19 protein-coding genes and 7 tRNA genes are annotated in these 15883 nt (G+C 29.5%); 24 read left to right on the top strand and 2 right to left on the bottom strand.

Going from position 1 to position 15883, the window contains the following annotated elements; all coding sequences use genetic code 11:
• The first annotated feature begins 174 nt into the window (after positions 1-174).
• From QMG30_RS23835 to rsmI, 15 genes are all read left to right on the top strand, one after another.
• Positions 175-249 (top strand) — tRNA-Asp (locus tag QMG30_RS23835).
• Positions 250-286: 37 nt separating this feature from the next.
• Positions 287-359, top strand: a tRNA-Val gene (locus QMG30_RS23840).
• 159 nt (positions 360-518) lie between these two features.
• Positions 519-591 (top strand) — tRNA-Thr (locus QMG30_RS23845).
• Positions 592-597: 6 nt separating this feature from the next.
• A tRNA-Tyr gene (locus QMG30_RS23850) sits at positions 598-679 on the top strand.
• Positions 680-709: 30 nt separating this feature from the next.
• Positions 710-786: transfer RNA gene (locus QMG30_RS23855), tRNA-Met, on the top strand.
• Between the two features lie 4 nt (positions 787-790).
• Positions 791-866 (top strand) — tRNA-Phe (locus QMG30_RS23860).
• Positions 867-891: 25 nt separating this feature from the next.
• Positions 892-965: transfer RNA gene (locus QMG30_RS23865), tRNA-Lys, on the top strand.
• Between the two features lie 242 nt (positions 966-1207).
• Positions 1208-2632, top strand: coding sequence for an aminotransferase class I/II-fold pyridoxal phosphate-dependent enzyme (locus tag QMG30_RS23870; RefSeq protein ID WP_281819676.1), 1425 nt, complete (start codon positions 1208-1210; stop codon positions 2630-2632).
• 1 nt (position 2633) lies between these two features.
• Entirely contained in the window at positions 2634-3275 is a 642-nt protein-coding gene (tmk, locus tag QMG30_RS23875; RefSeq protein ID WP_281819677.1) for a dTMP kinase, read from the top strand.
• Positions 3276-3461: 186 nt separating this feature from the next.
• Complete coding sequence (locus tag QMG30_RS23880) at positions 3462-3791, top strand: cyclic-di-AMP receptor (protein ID WP_281819679.1); 330 nt, start codon at positions 3462-3464, stop codon at positions 3789-3791.
• Between the two features lie 55 nt (positions 3792-3846).
• Entirely contained in the window at positions 3847-4290 is a 444-nt protein-coding gene (locus QMG30_RS23885; RefSeq protein WP_281819681.1) for a YaaR family protein, read from the top strand.
• Positions 4291-4625: 335 nt separating this feature from the next.
• On the top strand, positions 4626-5615 hold the full coding sequence (locus tag QMG30_RS23890) for a DNA polymerase III subunit (protein ID WP_281819682.1): 990 nt from the start codon (positions 4626-4628) through the stop codon (positions 5613-5615).
• Between the two features lie 3 nt (positions 5616-5618).
• Positions 5619-6539 carry a PSP1 domain-containing protein gene (locus QMG30_RS23895; protein ID WP_281819683.1) on the top strand — a complete coding sequence of 307 codons (921 nt, stop codon included), beginning with the start codon at positions 5619-5621 and terminating at the stop codon, positions 6537-6539.
• A gap of 5 nt (positions 6540-6544) precedes the next feature.
• Positions 6545-7282 (top strand): tRNA1(Val) (adenine(37)-N6)-methyltransferase, encoded by a 738-nt coding sequence (locus QMG30_RS23900; protein ID WP_281819684.1) that lies wholly within the window; start codon positions 6545-6547, stop codon positions 7280-7282.
• Between the two features lie 17 nt (positions 7283-7299).
• A complete protein-coding gene (gene rsmI / locus QMG30_RS23905) occupies positions 7300-8154 on the top strand; it encodes a 16S rRNA (cytidine(1402)-2'-O)-methyltransferase (protein WP_281819685.1) in 855 nt (284 codons plus the stop codon).
• A gap of 181 nt (positions 8155-8335) precedes the next feature.
• On the opposite strand, the gene QMG30_RS23910 is transcribed toward rsmI, so the two are convergent.
• A complete protein-coding gene (locus QMG30_RS23910; RefSeq protein ID WP_281819688.1) occupies positions 8336-8596 on the bottom strand; it encodes an AbrB/MazE/SpoVT family DNA-binding domain-containing protein in 261 nt (86 codons plus the stop codon).
• A gap of 237 nt (positions 8597-8833) precedes the next feature.
• Between QMG30_RS23910 and sdaAB the strand changes: the two genes are divergently transcribed.
• From sdaAB to QMG30_RS23955, 9 genes are all read left to right on the top strand, one after another.
• Complete coding sequence (sdaAB, locus tag QMG30_RS23915) at positions 8834-9505, top strand: L-serine ammonia-lyase, iron-sulfur-dependent subunit beta (RefSeq protein ID WP_281819690.1); 672 nt, start codon at positions 8834-8836, stop codon at positions 9503-9505.
• A gap of 26 nt (positions 9506-9531) precedes the next feature.
• Entirely contained in the window at positions 9532-10422 is an 891-nt protein-coding gene (sdaAA, locus tag QMG30_RS23920) for an L-serine ammonia-lyase, iron-sulfur-dependent, subunit alpha (protein WP_281819692.1), read from the top strand.
• Between the two features lie 244 nt (positions 10423-10666).
• A complete protein-coding gene (locus QMG30_RS23925; protein ID WP_281819693.1) occupies positions 10667-11185 on the top strand; it encodes an RNA polymerase sigma factor in 519 nt (172 codons plus the stop codon).
• A 73-nt stretch (positions 11186-11258) separates the two neighbouring features.
• Positions 11259-11510 carry a hypothetical protein gene (locus QMG30_RS23930; protein ID WP_281819694.1) on the top strand — a complete coding sequence of 84 codons (252 nt, stop codon included), beginning with the start codon at positions 11259-11261 and terminating at the stop codon, positions 11508-11510.
• Positions 11494-12369 (top strand): ABC transporter ATP-binding protein, encoded by an 876-nt coding sequence (locus QMG30_RS23935; protein WP_281819695.1) that lies wholly within the window; start codon positions 11494-11496, stop codon positions 12367-12369. Before QMG30_RS23930 ends, QMG30_RS23935 begins: the two co-directional genes overlap by 17 nt.
• The gene (locus QMG30_RS23940) at positions 12350-13480 is read left to right on the top strand and encodes an ABC transporter permease (protein ID WP_281819697.1); all 1131 of its coding nucleotides are present in this window, start codon (positions 12350-12352) and stop codon (positions 13478-13480) included. Before QMG30_RS23935 ends, QMG30_RS23940 begins: the two co-directional genes overlap by 20 nt.
• Entirely contained in the window at positions 13467-14096 is a 630-nt protein-coding gene (locus tag QMG30_RS23945) for a hypothetical protein (protein ID WP_281819698.1), read from the top strand. Before QMG30_RS23940 ends, QMG30_RS23945 begins: the two co-directional genes overlap by 14 nt.
• A 158-nt stretch (positions 14097-14254) precedes the next feature.
• Entirely contained in the window at positions 14255-14836 is a 582-nt protein-coding gene (locus QMG30_RS23950; protein ID WP_281819700.1) for a nucleoside recognition domain-containing protein, read from the top strand.
• Positions 14833-15366 carry a spore maturation protein gene (locus tag QMG30_RS23955; RefSeq protein ID WP_281819702.1) on the top strand — a complete coding sequence of 178 codons (534 nt, stop codon included), beginning with the start codon at positions 14833-14835 and terminating at the stop codon, positions 15364-15366. The genes QMG30_RS23950 and QMG30_RS23955 overlap by 4 nt, the downstream gene beginning before the upstream one ends.
• Before the next feature lies 1 nt (position 15367).
• Here the strand turns inward: QMG30_RS23955 and QMG30_RS23960 are convergent, their stop codons facing one another.
• Entirely contained in the window at positions 15368-15853 is a 486-nt protein-coding gene (locus QMG30_RS23960; RefSeq protein ID WP_281819704.1) for a L,D-transpeptidase family protein, read from the bottom strand.
• Positions 15854-15883 lie beyond the last annotated feature (30 nt).

Consider the following 15883-nt stretch of genomic DNA (forward strand, 5'->3'; position numbering starts at 1 on the left):
ACTAATAGGTCGAGGGCTTGACCAAGGAAATATGTTTGAACCTGAGGGTTTGAATATATAAGAAGTCAAGCTAAGAGTTAAGATGTATAAGTTATGTAGTAGTTATTTGCTTAGGTTGATTGATAGTCTGATTAGTTAAAATAATCAATGTGTTGTTTTGAGTGTTCACAATATGGCCTAGTGGTTCAGTTGGTTTAGAACGCCGGCCTGTCACGCCGGAGGTCGAGGGTTCGAGTCCCTTCTAGGTCGTTTATTGTAAAACTAATTGATTTGTATATTATTCCCAGGGCGCATAGCTCAGCTGGGAGAGCACCTGCCTTACAAGCAGGGGGTCACAGGTTCGAGCCCTGTTGCGCCCACTAAATCAAATTCCTTTACTATAAGTTAGGAATTTTATATAGCACGGTAACGTGCATAAGATAATTAATCCATTAGTAATTTACATAATGTACACTTATAAGAGAATAATTTTTGTAAGTATAAGGCAAAATATATAAAGTGGATAAAGATAAATATGCGCCGACGTGGCTCAATTGGCAGAGCAGCTGACTTGTAATCAGCAGGTTATCGGTTCAAGTCCGATCGTCGGCTTGCAATGGAGGGGTTCCCGAGTGGCCAAAGGGGGCAGACTGTAAATCTGTTGGCTCCGCCTTCGAAGGTTCGAATCCTTCTCCCTCCACTGAATTATTAATATTGCAATTAATAATAACGCGGAGTGGAGCAGTCTGGTAGCTCGTCGGGCTCATAACCCGAAGGTCAGAGGTTCAAATCCTTTCTCCGCAACCAATATGCCCAGATAGCTCAGTCGGTAGAGCAGAGGACTGAAAATCCTCGTGTCGGTGGTTCGATTCCGCCTCTGGGCACCACAAAACAATTTAATATTTATACTATGGGCCACTAGCTCAGTCGGCTAGAGCACTGGACTTTTAATCCAGGTGTCCCGGGTTCGAGTCCCGGGTGGCTCACTAAAAAAAGAAATCGTCTATTTTTATAGGCGATTTTTTAGTATAATGAGATTGTAGAATAATATATACATATACTAATAAATAAATAATTATTAACAGACAAGGTGCGAAAATAAAAAGTTATGAATAAATCTATTCCAGATAGAGGAGATTGTGTTAATAATAGATTAGGTCAAATTTTGGCTTACCAATATTATGATTAATAAATTATTTATAGATTTAGATAGGAGTAATTCTAAATTATGAAAAATACACTTTATAATCAATTATTAAAATATAGAAATAATATATATCCATTTCACATGCCAGGACATAAATTAGGGAAAAAAATAAAATTCAGAAATATGGCTAAAATAGATGTGACTGAAGTGAAAGGAACTGATAATCTACATAATCCTTGTGGGATTATAGAAAAAGCACAAGAAAAAGCAGCTAAAACGTTTGGTGCTGACAAAACTTATTTTTTAGTTAATGGAAGCACAGGAGGAATTATTTCTGCTATATCATCCATATGTGAAGAAAAGGATCAGATATTAATAGCAAGGAATAGCCATAAATCCGTTTATAACGCTATTTTAATCAATAATTTGGAGCCTATATATATATATCCTCAAATACTTAATAAAAACGGTTTAATAGGGGGAATTAGTCCTGATGATCTTGAACAAAAGATAAAAGAGAATTCTATGATAAAATTAGTCGTGATAACAAGTCCTACTTATGAAGGGTTTATATCAGATATAAGGAAAATATCCGATATAGTCCATAAGTATAATAAGATATTAATGGTCGATGAGGCTCATGGTTCACATTTTAAATTTAATGATTATTTTCCAAAAACTTCTTTAGAGCTTGGGGTAGATATAGTTATTCAAAGTGCTCATAAAACATTACCTTCTTTAACACAGAGCGCTATGTTACACATAAAAAGTGATAAAATAGACAGTAGAAAATTACAAAATGCTTTATCAATATTTCAAACAAGTAGTCCGTCCTATATATTAATGACTAGTTTGGATGATTGTAGAGATATGATAGATACAAAAGGAAGCAAATTATTTGCAAGATATGTACACAACTTGAAAGATTGTAGATATAAGCTAAAAACACAGCTGACTAATTTAGAACTTATAGATCAGGAAGTTATCGGTAATAAATATATTTTTGATATGGATTGTTCCAAGATAGTTATAGATTGTACTGAAACTGATATAACAGGAACCCGACTAGATGAAATTCTTAGGAATAAATATAATATACAGGTGGAGTTAAGTGGTATTAATCATATTATTGCTATGACATCAATATGTGATGGTAAATCTGGATTTCGTAAGTTAGTTAAGGCTTTGGTAGAAATAGATAGTAAACTAAGAAAAAATCATATAATAAACAATAAATATGATATAATATATAATACCCAAACTTGTTATAATCCAAAGGAAGCATCTACTAAAAATAAATACAAAATACAATTAGAAAATGCAGCCGGCAGGATATCAGGGGATTTTGTTATACCTTTTCCACCAGGAATACCTCTAATTATTCCAGGAGAAGTTATAACTACAGAAAATATCAATCTTATTAATGAATATACGGATATAGGTATAGAAATAATGGGTTTAGATGATAAAAAAAATAAAACTATTAATATAATTGACGAGGTGTGAAATGAAAGGACTATTTATTACCATAGAAGGAGCAGATGGCTCAGGTAAATCTACTCAAATTGAAAAATTGAAGAAGTATCTAGAAAGTAATAATTATGATTTTGTCTTTACTAGAGAACCTGGGGGAACAATCATAAGTGAAGCTATAAGGGATATAATCCTCAATAAAGATTATATGGAAATGTCACATACCACAGAAGCTCTTTTGTATGCGGCTTCAAGAGCACAACACGTAGAACAACATATTAAACCTCTATTGGAACAAGGGAAAATTGTTATATGTGACAGATTTGTTGATTCATCAGTAGTTTATCAAGGATATTCCAGAGGATTAGGCATAGATAATATTGAAAACATCAATAAATATGCTACATTGGGTTTAGAACCTGAGGTAACTATTTTACTTGATATTGATGCAGAAGAAGGATTGAATCGAAAAAAAGACCAAAGAGAGTTGGATAGATTGGAATTACAGGAATTCGATTTTCATAAAAGAGTATGTGAAGGTTATAGAGAATTAGCAGAACGTCATCCAGATAGGATAAAAAAAATAGATGCATCTTTATCAGTAGAAGAAATTCATAACGAAGTAATAAATACTATTGAACAGATTATAGAAAATAGGTATAATAATAGTAAATAGGAAATATATAATAATTTAAAGAATTCGTATTATTGTAGAATTTCATTAATTAATAGATACTAGATTAATTTTCTAAACTAAAATCTATATTTATCCGATATTAAACATATAATATATTAGATTAATAATTCAAATTAAATTACATTTATATAAAATATATAAAAAATAATTTTTAGGAGTGATATTATGAAATTAATCATAGCAGTAATTCATGATGAAGACTCATATAAATTAACGGAAAGACTGAATAAATCTGGTTTTATGGCTACTAAATTAGCTAGTACAGGTGGTTTTTTGAAAACTGGTAATACAACTATATTTATAGGAGTTCCAAAAGATAAAGTCGATGAAGTTATAGAAATAATAAAAAAAGAATGTAAAACTAATAAACAAATGTCATTACTCAATCCACCAGTAGCAGGAATGCCTGATGGTTACTTGCCATACCCTATTGAAGTAACAGTTGGAGGAGCTACAGTATTCGTCATAGATGTAGACCAATATATAAAGATATAAGTGGATGAAATGGATAATCTAATATACAATAAATAACTACGTTGGGGGATTTACTATGGATTTGAAAGTTAATACAATAAAAATGCCAGATATAAACGAAACCATTAATAAAGTAGATAATAAAACAGGTAAAGAATTTAAGTTCACTTTACTTAGCAAGATAGATGAAGCATCATTAAAAGAAAAACTTAATACTATGATTGATGACATATCTAAACAAGGCGAAAAAATAGCTAAGCACATGGATGTAAAAGATATGAAGAAATATAGAGAATTAATCAAAGACTTTGTTAATGAAGTAGTAACCCATTCCCATAAATTTTCAAGAGAAAACTTTTTAGATAGACGTGGAAGACATAGAGTATATGGCATAGTAAAATTAGTTGATAAAAACTTAGATGATTTAGCTAAGGAACTTATAAAAGAGGAAAAAAATAATATTAATATATTGGGGCATGTTGATGAAATAAGAGGTCTTTTATTAGATATAATGACATGATGATTATTTATTGAAGTATGATGGGGTTGTCTATAATACATTTATATATAAATAAATGTTTTAGTAGATAGCCTTTTTAATTTCTGTTTATTTAGATAAAATAATCTAGAAAATAGGAATAGATTAATTAAAAATTAAAGAAAAAAGTGCATATAATCAATAATACTGTGGATAACTTTATTAAAAATATATGTTTATGTTAATAATATTATATTATAATGATAGAGAAGAAGGTTAATTTAAATGAAAAAAGACTATAAATTTTATCCTATTACGGTGTATAATAATAAATATATATATGATTAATATAAGTTATAATTAGGAAGGGAATATAAATGTATACATTTGATGAAATAATTGGACATGAAGAAATAATAAATCACCTACAAAGTGCTATTAAAAATAGTAAGGTCTCCCATGCTTATATAATAGATGGTGAGAAAGGGATAGGAAAAAAATTAATAGCCAATACTTTTGCAAAAACACTTCAATGTGAAAAAAGGTCGGTTACTCCATGTGATAATTGTACATCTTGTAAAACATTTGATTCATTAAATAATCCGGATGTGATTTATGTTGAGCAGACAAAAAAAACAGGTATCGGTGTTGATGATATTAGGGAGCAGATTAATCAAGATATAAATATTAAGCCTTATGCCTATCCATATAAAATTTATATTGTAGATAATGCTGATACAATGACTGAACAAGCACAAAATGCTTTGTTAAAAACAATTGAAGAACCTCCAGCATATGTAGTGATACTATTACTATCAAATAATATTAATAAATTTTTAATAACTATAATATCCAGATGTGTGGTTTTGAAATTGAGACCAATCAAGCCAGATAAAGTTAACGATTATGTTATGAAAACATTAAATGTATCTGACGATAAAGCAGAGTTAATAACTTCATTTGCACAAGGGATCATAGGTAAAGCAAAAGAACTTGCATCTTCTTGTGAGTTTTTAGATATGAGAGAAAGCATGATTGATATTGTAGAGTGTATTATAAAAGGTGACGACTATGAAATATTAGAGATTAGTAATAAATTTGATGATTATAAAGATACTATACAAGATTTTTTAGATTTATTTATGACTTGGTTAAGAGATTTATTGATAATAAAAAAAATAAATGATGAGTCTTATATAATAAATAGAGATAAATATAGAACTTTATTGAAACAGTCGCAGGTTTTATCGTATAATAAAATTAGTGTAATGATTGAGAATATTAACAAAGCTAAAAATTTATTAAAACAAAATGCAAATTATAAATTAGTAATAGAGATGATGATATTACAGACAAAGGAGAATTAAAATATGATAAAAGTGATCGGTGTAAGATTTCGTAAGGCAGGAAAAATATATTATTTTGATCCGAATAATTTAGATATAAAACAAGGACAAAATGTTATTGTAGAAACTGTTAGGGGCATAGAATATGGAAATGTCGTAGTTGGAATAAAAGAAGTAACAGACGATGAAATAATACAACCCCTAAAAAGTGTTATAAGAATAACAACTCCAGAAGATGATAAAAAAGAAGAAAAAAATCGTCTGAAAGAAAAAGATGCTTTTGATATTTGTGTAAAAAAAATAGCTAAGCATGGATTGGTTATGAAACTAATTGATGTAGAGTATACTTTTGATAATAATAAAGTTTTATTCTATTTTACTGCAGATGGTAGGATAGATTTTAGAGAATTAGTTAAAGATTTGGCAGCTATATTCAAAACTAGGATAGAATTAAGACAAATAGGTGTTAGAGATGAGACTAAAATGATAGGAAGTATAGGTATATGTGGAAGACCTCTTTGTTGTCATACACATTTATGTGAATTCCAACCTGTATCTATAAAAATGGCTAAAGAACAGAATCTTTCATTAAATCCAACTAAAATATCAGGAGTATGTGGAAGATTGATGTGTTGCCTTAAATATGAGGAATCAACATATGAGTACCTAAATAAACATTTACCTAATGTAGGTGATAAGGCAATTACACCAGAAGGAGAAAAAGGTGAGGTACTTAGTGTAAATGTTCTTAGACAACTTGTTAGATTAGTTGTCAGAAAAGAAGATGGAGATCCAGAAATATTACAGTATAAAGCTAAGGAATTGAAATTTAGAGTAAACAAAAAACGTAAAGATGCAGATACAGAGATATCGGAAGAAGAAAAGAAAGAATTAAAGGAATTACAGAATCTAGAACGCAAAGAAGGTAAAATGAAAAGAGAGTAGATTAAATGGAATTAAAAAACGATGAAAGAATAGATGATCTCCATAGAAAAGGATATAAGATAATACAGAATACACAGAAATTTTGTTTTGGTATAGATGCAGTATTATTGACTGGATTTTCTGGTGTAAAAGATAAAGAAAATGTATTAGATTTAGGAACAGGAACAGGAATTATTCCTATTCTGTTGGAAGCTAAGACAAAAGGCAGTCATTTTACTGGATTAGAAATTCAAGAAGAAAGTGTTGAAATGGCTGTGAGAAGTGTTGAACTTAACTGTTTAGAAGATAAAATTTCCATAATACAAGGAGATATAAAGGAAGCAGTGAAGCTGTTTCCTTTATCTAGTTTTGATGTTATAACTTCTAATCCTCCTTATATGAATAATAATAATGGTATAAAAAATAATTTACAGCCAAAATCTATAGCAAGACATGAAATATTATGTACTTTGGAGGATGTTATTAAAAATGCAGCGTCCCTTCTAAAAGTAGGAGGAAGATTTTATATGGTGCATAGACCAAGTAGATTACCAGAGATTATAGTAACACTTAAAAAATATAAATTGGAACCCAAGAGATTAAGATTTGTTCATCCTTATATCAACAAAGAACCTAATATGATATTAATAGAATCAGTTAGACATGGGAAACCATTGTTAAAAGTAGAACCTCCGTTAATAGTTTATAAATCAGTAGGTGAGTATACTGATGAGATATATGAAATATACGGATACAATAGATAAAGAGATGGGGATAAAATATGTCAGGAAAATTATATCTAGTAGCGACACCTATAGGTAATCTAGAAGATATTACTTATAGGGCAGTAAGATTATTGAATGAGGTCGATGTAATTGCAGCAGAAGATACTAGACACACTAAGAAGTTATTGAATCACTTTGATATAGATACACCCTTAACCAGTTATCATGAACACAATAAAATGGAAAAGGGTCCTTATCTTGTGAAAAAATTAGAAGACGGAATTAATATAGCTTTAGTGACCGATGCAGGAACTCCAGGTATATCCGACCCAGGAGAAGATTTAGTCAAGTTGTGTTTAGAAAATAATATAGAGGTCACATCTGCACCTGGTGCAGTAGCATTAATAACGGCTCTAATACTATCAGGTATTTCAACAAGAAGATTTGTCTTTGAAGGATTTCTTCCATTTGATAAAAAACAAAGAAATAGTATCATGCAAAAACTAGCAGTTGAGCATAGAACTATTATATTATATGAAGCACCTCATAGATTAAAACAAACCCTTAAACAACTATTAGATATATTGGGTAATAGAAATCTAGCGATTACTAGAGAATTAACTAAAAAGTTTGAAGAAATCAATCCTACAACACTTGAAGAAGCAATAGATAAATATAATGATGAACTTCCAAGAGGTGAATATGTTTTAATTATTGAAGGTAAACCATTAGATGAATTGAGAAACGAAGAAATAGAGAAATGGGAAAATATATCTATAAAAGATCATTTTGATAAATACATTAAAGAAGGTCTAGACAAAAAAAGTGCAATGAAAAAAGTTGCCAAAGATAGAGGTACTTCTAAAAGGGATATTTATAATTATTTAATTAGATTAAAAGATGGAAATTAATATTTTTTTTCACACTTTATATTTTATTTGGGTAAGTTGATTATAAACATATATAAAATTAAAGGTGAAAAGTTGAGTTAATTATTGATAGAGTTTTTAGATAGTGGAATAATAAAAGATGTATATATAACAAAACCCTCTTTATTAAGAGGGTTAGTTAACGTTTTATCTAGTTATTTTTTTAGTCTACATTAAGTCCAGCAATTTTTGCCATTTCCACAATAGATTGCTTGGATACTTTTTTACCATAGTAATCGATTAAATCATCCATATTACCTGTAAAAATATCTGCTGGTTGATATTTCTTTAGAATAATTTGTTCATTGTCGACATAAATTTCAAGAGCATCTTTTTCTTTGATATCGAAATTTCTGCGTATTTCAATTGGTAAAGTTATTCTACCTAATTCATCAAGTTTTCTAACTATTCCTGTAGATTTCATAATATTTCCCCCTCAAACCGTTATGTTTATCCTATATAAGAATAACACAAATAGCAATAAGTGTCAATAAAATGGATAATCTTGTAAAAATAATCTTTTTTTGGCGAATATTAAAAGTAAGTATTAATTATCTAGTATAAAGCAAACAATAAGGTTTGTAATGTTGAAATATAAAGATAAAAAATGTATAGTAAAAGGAGTAATGATTATTAATAATCTATTGAAGGAGAAAGTATTATGGAATATAGCATTTTTGATATTATTGGACCTGTAATGATTGGACCATCCAGTTCACATACTGCTGGAGCAGCCAAAATAGGGTATATAGCAAGAGAAATTTTTGGTAAGAATGTTAATCATGTAAGATTTACTCTGCATGGTTCCTTCGCAAAGACATATTTAGGTCATGGTACTGATAAAGCACTATTATCAGGAGTGATGGGTTTTCTTCCAGATGATGAAAGGTTAAGGAATGCCTATCAAATAGCAGAACAAAAAGGTATAAAGTATAAATTTGATTCAAAAGATTTAGGAGAAGTTCATCCTAATACGGTAAAGATTAATATGTCATCTGATGATAATCATGAAATGACAGTAATAGGTTCATCTGTTGGCGGAGGTAAAGTCAAGATAATAAGAATAAATGATTTTGATGTTGATTTTAATGGGGAATATACTACTTTAATTACTAAACATTTGGATAGACCTGGAGTAATGGCTTCTATAACTTCTATTTTAGCCAAAAATAGAGTAAATATAGCCTTTATGAAATTATACAGACATGCAAAAGGGGATTATGCAAGACTTGTACTTGAATCGGATGAAAAGATTGATAATTGTGTAATTGAGGATATAAAGAATATGGATTATGTAGATGATGTAACTAAAATTGATAAGCTAGTATTATAATTCTAATTAACAGGAAGGGTGAGCTAATGAACTATAAAAATGGAAAAGAGCTCTTAGCAATTTGTAGAGAAAAGAATATAGCCATATATGATGTTGCTATTTTAAATGAGAGTGTCAACAGTTCTTTAACAGAAGAAGAGATATATAATGTAATGAAAGATAGCCTTGATATTATGAAAAGTTCTATAAAAAAAGGGCTTGATGAAAATGAAAAAAATATAATAGGCTTCATGATTGGTGGGGAAGCTAAGAAATTAAAAAAATTCTATGAAAATAATAAATCAATATGTGGAAAGACGATGTCAAAAGCTATAAGCTATGCCTTAAGTGTAATGGAAGTAAATGTTTCTATGGGAAGAATTGTAGCATGTCCAACAGCGGGTTCATGTGGTGTTGTACCAGCAGTATTATTAGCAGTAATGGAGAAATTCAACTTAGATGAAGATACCGTAGTGAAAGGTCTCTTGACGTCTAGTGCAGTAGGTATCATTATTGGGAAAAATGCATGTCTATCAGGTGCAGAAGGCGGATGTCAAGCTGAGATAGGTTCAGCTTCAGCAATGGCTGCAGCAGCAATAGTGGAAATGCTAGGTGGTACCCCAGAACAAGCACTAAATGCTTCAGCTATAGCACTTAAAAATCTTATGGGATTAGTTTGTGACCCTGTAGCAGGGCTTGTAGAGGCCCCATGCGCTAAGAGAAATGCTATAGGTACTTCTAATGCAATGATATCAGCAGAGATGACTCTTGCAGGCATTAAGAGTGTAATTCCATTTGATGAAGTGGTAGTAGCAATGGGTAAAGTGGGTAAGATGTTACCTGTTAATCTTAGAGAAACAGCAGAAGGTGGCATAGCCACTACACCTACAGGCAGAAAATTAAGAAAGAAGATTTTTGGAGAAGATAAAATTCAGTAATATATTAATAGTAGAATTAAAAGATTATAAAAAATAATAAGAGAATATAAAGGAATATTTAATCTATGGAATAATACATTTTTATAATTATTGTTAATCAGGATGGTAGTAATATCATTCTTTTTTTATTTAATAGGAAATCCATAAAAGAAAGTAACTTTTTATTAAGTTATTCGTATTAGTTATAGAAACAATTTTTAATATGTTTAGTATTATTATAAAAGATACTTTGGAGGCAAACAACTTGGAGATTAATATTGATCTTCTTATAAAAGGAGATACTGGTGAATTTGAGAAATTTGTACATATTTATAGAGTATCAGCTGAAATATTTGCAATGAATATTGTTCATGATAATTATTTGGTAGAGGATATAGTACAAGATAGTTTTGCGAAATTATATGTTTATAGAGATAAAATTAATCCTGACAAATCATTAAAAGCATATTTCTTTTCTATAGTTAAAAACCTAGCTATAGATAATATAAGGAAGAGTAAAAAAGTGATGTATAAGGAATTTGAGATCATTGATACTGTATCGCCAGAAAATATTATGCTGAAACAAGAGAGGAATAATTTCATAAATGAAAATATAAACAACCTTAAACCCTTACAAAGGTATGCAATATATTTATATGTATATGAGAATCTTAATTACAAAGAAATAGGTACGGTATTAGGTAAAACAGATAAACAAATCAAGGCAATTATTTTTCGTGCACGTAAAAAATTGAAGAAAAATATGGGATTAGTGATCGATTAGCAAAATATTATTAAGTCATAGGAGCGATGAGATGAATAAATATATGAAAAATATTTATAAAAAAATTAGGTGGATGGAGTATGAAAGAATTCAAAAAGAAAAAGCATTGTCAGTTTATAAATTAATCAAAGAAAAGGAAAGAAAAATAAAATTGAAGTTGTTTGGAAGTCTATCAATAATAACGATAATATTTATCACATTGTTAAAGTTCGAATTGAATGCTGTTATTATAGCTGGAGGTCTGTTATCTATGTCAGCTGTTTACTATGAGAATATTATTGAAAAAGAAATAAGAAGGAGGGTTACAAATGAAAATATGTATTAAGAATCTTAATAAAAAATATGGTAAGAAACATGTTCTTGATAATATCAACCTAGAACTTGAGAATGGTATGCATGGGCTTCTTGGACCTAATGGCGCAGGAAAGACTACATTGATGAGAATACTAACAACTCTTCTTACAAAAACTTCTGGTGAAATTACTTATAATGGGATTAATGTAGATAATAAAAAGGCTGTTAGAAAAATAATAGGATATTTACCACAAGAATTTTCGCTATATCCTAATATGTCAGTGTATGAGACATTAGAGTATTTTTATTTGTTGTCAGATATTAAACCTACGAAAGCAAAAGTCCTATCTTCATTGAGAAAAGTTCATCTTGATTCATGTAAGAAATTAAAGATAAAAGCATTATCGGGAGGAATGAAAAGGAGGCTTGGCATTGCTATCGCTCTTATTAATAATCCAGAAGTATTAATTGTTGATGAACCAACAGCTGGACTTGATCCAGAAGAAAGAATAAGATTTCGTAATCTCCTATCAGATTTAAGTAAAGATAAGGTTATTATTTTATCTACTCATATAGTTGAGGATATAGCACTTACATGTAGTAGCCTTACAGTTATAAAAGAGGGAAATATCAAGTATAATGGAAAAGTCAGTGATTTTATTAGGATTGGAAAAGGTAAAGTATTCAAACTTCCTGTAAGTATCGATAAGTTAAATGAAATAAAAGACAGGTATGTGATAGTTTCAACGGTTTTAGATGAAGATATGGCATATCTGAAAATTATATCAGATACAAAACCTGAAGGAGCAGAAACTGTTAATCCTACACTAGAGGACTCATACATGATATTAATGCAGGAGGTAGATGTTAATGTTATTGAAATTGGTTAATAAGGAAATGAAATATCAGTTGAAAAGTATTACATTCTACATATTCTGCATATCCGTTATTGTTTTTTATGTTACTCAATTTTCTGGAGATATTAAAAGAGAAGAAGAATTATATCAATCTCCTATTGAGATACTAGAGGAGGGAAGCTTATTTTCTATAGTATCATATGAGGATGAAATACATGTAACATATGAACAAGAATTGAAAATGCTTCATGACCTATTATTAAGAGATGAAGAAAAGGGTTATTATGTTGGATTGGCTAATTCTTCAATAATAAGGTACATTGATTTAGATAATAAAAAGATGGAATTGATATCTTCATTTAAAAAAGAGATAGAAAGAAAAGAAATCAATGAAGATGAGTATAATAATATTCTTAAGACATTGAGAAAAGAACTTGGGAACAATTCAATTTATACAAATGAAATTATTACAAATTTATGTGAAAGAGAACTTAGAAATAATGAGTATATGGAAAATCAAACACAAATTTTGGAAACAGAAAAAGTCACAGGGTCATATGCTAGGTTATTTGCAGATTATATAGGTATAGCGGTAGGGTTCTTTGCTGTTTTTATAGCTGGGTTTACATTAGTAAGAGATAAAAAACATAGAACTTATGAGATTGTTTATTCTAAAAAGATATCATCAGTTAAATATTTGTTAAGTAAATATATTGGTAATGTAATTTTAATATTCATAGTGGTTTTAATATTGGCTGGGTATACTACATATAAATTTTCTATAGCATATGATAATATCGATTATTTAGCTTTCTTCAAGTACTCATTTACATGGATACTACCAACTATAATGCTTGTCACTTCATTAGCGTATTTATTACAGATAATATTTGATAATGGTATTGTACCAGTAATAATACAGTTTATTTATTGGTATTACAGTATGTCATTTTGTAATAACCAATACAATATTACTAAATATATAATCAGGTACAATAGTGTAACAGGTTTATCTGAATATGAACAGGTAGCTTCTAATATAATGGTCAATAGATTGGTTATACTTGTTGTTTCAATAATATTATTAGTAATTTCAATGTGGATATTTAGTAAGAAAAGAGGTAACATATGTGGAAAAAATTAAAAATACAATGAGGATATCTTATTTTAATATAAAAACTCTTCCTAAGAATATTATAGTGTTTAGTGTTATTTATGCTTTTCTTATTATATTCTCTATAAATGTACTGCATTCTCTTAATTTTTCACCAATAGATATTGGAGAGTTTCTTCTAACGCCTTTAGGTATATTGTTATTTACTCATTTGCCAGGATTTGAAGAAGAAAATAATATATATGAATTTACATATCTTAAGAATATTCCTCATCATATAGTTGTATTGTCAAGAATTATTTCTTATGCTTTAGGAATGTATTTATTGATGATAGGAGTATTTGGGCTAGAAAGAGCATTTGGAGCAGAATTTAATTTCATAGAGATTGTTAATGGTAGTTTTATAACAGCTTTCTATTTAGGTGCTATTGGGATGATTGCAGCCTATGTATCAAAACAAAGGACAGTAGGTTATATTGTGCCATTTATCTATTATATGCTAGATATGTTTACATTTGGGAAGTATACCAAGAGATTTTATTTGTTTAGTTTAGTCAATCAGGATTTTTCAATTAAGATTAATTTATTAGTGACTTCAATAGTTCTTTTGATAGGTTTTATTATATATCTTTATAGGAAGTTGTAGTATATAATAGTGAAAATGTTTATTAAAGTTTGCACTAGGTTGATTTAATTGAATAATTAAATGGAAAATTAAGGTATTAATTTATATTAATCCATATTGATATAAAGCATACTTTTCTTGCATATAAATAGTTAAAAGATTGTATATGGAGAAAGAGTATGCTTAATTATCTATGGGCATTTATGATATTGATAGGTGTTATATTTGGTGCTTTTAACGGTAAAATGGGTGATGTGACTAATGCTGCGATAGAGTCATCAAAAGAAGCAGTCAGTTTATGTATAATGTTAGTCGGAGTAGTAGCTATGTGGACTGGACTAATGAAAATAGCGGAAAAAGCAGGAATGATTAAAGGTCTTACTAAAAAGATGAGACCTATTCTAAGATTTCTATTTCCAAAAGTTCCAGACAATCATCCTGCACAAAACTATATTGCTACTAATATCATAGCTAATATGCTGGGACTTGGATGGGGGGCAACACCACCAGGTCTGAAAGCAATGGAAGAGTTACAGAAGCTTAATAAAGATAAAAGTACAGCAAGCACGGCAATGTGTACGTTCTTAATCATTAATATATCTTCTGTACAGCTTATATCTGTTAATATATTAGCTTATCGTGCCCAGTATGGTTCTAAAAATCCTGCAGAAATTATAGGACCTTCTATATTAGCTACTATTGTTTCAACTATAGTAGGAGTTGTATTCGCAAAAATAATGATGAAGGTGAAGAGAAAATGAAATTTGTGCTTATGATTTCTGATTTTATGATTCCACTTGTATTCGTCCTTATTATAGGGTATGGATTATTAAAGGACGTTAAGGTATATGATGTATTTATTATTGGAGCTAAAGAAGGTTTCAAAATCGTTTTGCAGATTATGCCTACTTTAATTGGGCTCATGGTGGCTGTTGGTATATTAAGAGCTTCAGGTTTCTTAGATTTTCTTACTGATATTCTTACACCAATAACTAGTAAAGTGAAGTTTCCTTCTGAGCTAGTACCAATAGCATTAATGAGGACTATATCATCGTCAGCTACTACAGGACTTATTTTGGATCTGTTCAAAACTCATGGTCCTGATTCTTTAATAGGTAGGATGACATCTATTATGATGGGGTGCACGGAGACGGTTTTCTATACTTTATCTGTTTATTTTATGACAGTAAAAATAAAGAAGACCAGATATACATTGACCGGTGCTCTTCTGGTCAGTTTAGCTGGTATAATTGCATCTGTTATTATAACTTATCGTATTTTTGGAACTTGATTCAATATATTAATACAGGTGTATTTAAAGGGATTATCGAGTATACTTCAGCAGCTTGATTGGAGTACATACGTATACAGCCGTTACTGGCTCTTGTTCCTATGGACCAAGGTTTATTGGTGCCATGTATTCCATAAATACCCCAAGGCACACTTAGTTGCATGAAATAGCCACCGAATTGTTCGCCCCATAATCCCTTTTTAATTATTGTCCAAGAGCCTTTTGGAGTTGGAGTAGAAGGTTTACCAACTGCCACAGAATATTCTTTTAGAACTTTATCGTTACTTAATAATTTTAATATCCTATTTTTAGTTATTATTTCTATGGCAAAAGGATTATCTTGTTCATCTGGTATTATTATTGTGTCTCCTACATTAATTGTGTCTGGAGAAGTTATGTTGTTAGCGTATATGATACTTTTTAATGGAGTTTTGAAACGATAACTTATTCTAGCTAATGTATCACCCTTTTTTATTGTATATTTCATTCAATCACCTAATAAATAATTATAATTAAT

It is taken from the genome of Vallitalea longa (assembly GCF_027923465.1).
Classification (GTDB): Bacteria; Bacillota; Clostridia; order Lachnospirales; family Vallitaleaceae; genus Vallitalea; species Vallitalea longa.